We start from the raw sequence: 1418 nt of genomic DNA on the forward strand, positions 1-1418 counted from the left end.
CCGCTGCCGGAAGATGAAGAAACCGCTCTGCGCATCGGTCGCGAAGTCGGTTACCCGGTGATCATCAAGGCCGCTGGCGGCGGCGGTGGTCGCGGCATGCGCGTTGTGCACAAAGAAGAAGACCTGATTTCCTCGGCGAAACTGACCCGCTCCGAAGCAGGCGCGGCGTTCGGCAACCCGATGGTCTATCTGGAAAAATTCCTGACCAATCCACGTCACGTGGAAGTCCAGGTACTTTCCGATGGCCAGGGCCACGCTATCCATCTGGGCGACCGCGACTGCTCGCTGCAACGTCGTCACCAGAAGGTGCTTGAAGAAGCGCCGGCACCGGGCATCGACGAGAACGCACGTGAGGAAGTCCTCGCACGCTGCGTCAGGGCCTGCATCGATATCGGCTACCGTGGCGCAGGCACTTTCGAGTTCCTGTACGAAAACGGTCGCTTCTACTTCATCGAGATGAACACTCGTGTCCAGGTAGAGCACCCGGTTTCGGAAATGGTCACCGGCATCGACATCGTCAAGGAGATGCTCAGCATCGCCGCCGGCAACAAGCTGTCGTTCACCCAGGATGACGTGGTCATCCGCGGTCACGCGCTGGAATGCCGGATCAACGCCGAAGACCCGAAAACCTTCATGCCGAGCCCGGGCACGGTCAAGCATTTCCACGCTCCAGGCGGCAACGGCGTTCGTGTCGACTCGCACCTGTACAGTGGTTATGCCGTTCCGCCGAACTACGACTCGTTGATCGGCAAGCTGATCACCTACGGCGCAACCCGTGACGAAGCCATGGCGCGCATGCGCAATGCGCTGGACGAAATCGTGGTCGACGGGATCAAGACCAACATCCCGCTGCACCGCGACCTGACCCGCGATGAAGGCTTCTGCAAAGGGGGCGTGAACATTCACTACCTCGAGCACAAGCTGGCTGGCGAGAAGCACTAAGCTTCGACCCGATCAACAAAGCCGCCTTCGGGCGGCTTTGTTGTATCTAAAGGTTTCGCACATTCCCTATGGGAGCGAGCTTGCTCGCGATAGTGGTGTATCAGTCAACATCCATGCTGGATGTACCGACCTCATCGCGAGCAAGCTCGCTCCCACAGAGTTCCGGGGTTAACCGGGGGGGGGCGACAACCCCAGGTCAACCCACTCCCACAAAACCCGCACTCTCGCGTAAACTTGCGCGCTTCTCGCAGCCCGCTAGGCTGCAATCAATATTTTTCAAAGGTGCCCGCCATGCCTTGGCTGCAAGTACGTCTCGCCATCAGCCCAGAACAAGCCGAAACCTATGAAGACGCTTTCCTTGAAGTGGGCGCCGTGTCGGTGACCTTCATGGACGCCGAAGATCAGCCGATCTTCGAGCCGGAACTCAATACCACGCCGCTGTGGTCGCACACGCACCTGCTGGCCCTGTTCGAAGG

Annotated in this window: 2 protein-coding genes; both read left to right on the plus strand. The window is 59.6% G+C overall.

Translation table 11 applies throughout. The features are described from left to right. Window positions 1–942: ATP-binding protein (locus tag ACXRVY_RS29105; RefSeq protein WP_458238970.1), on the plus strand; the 942-nt coding region annotated here is incomplete at its 5' end. 291 nt (window positions 943–1233) lie between these two features. Then, on the plus strand, window positions 1234–1418 hold a 185-nt coding region (locus tag ACXRVY_RS29110; RefSeq protein WP_458238971.1), incomplete at its 3' end, for a 50S ribosomal protein L11 methyltransferase.

The sequence above is a fragment of the Pseudomonas sp. P5_A2_2 genome (assembly GCF_054177685.1).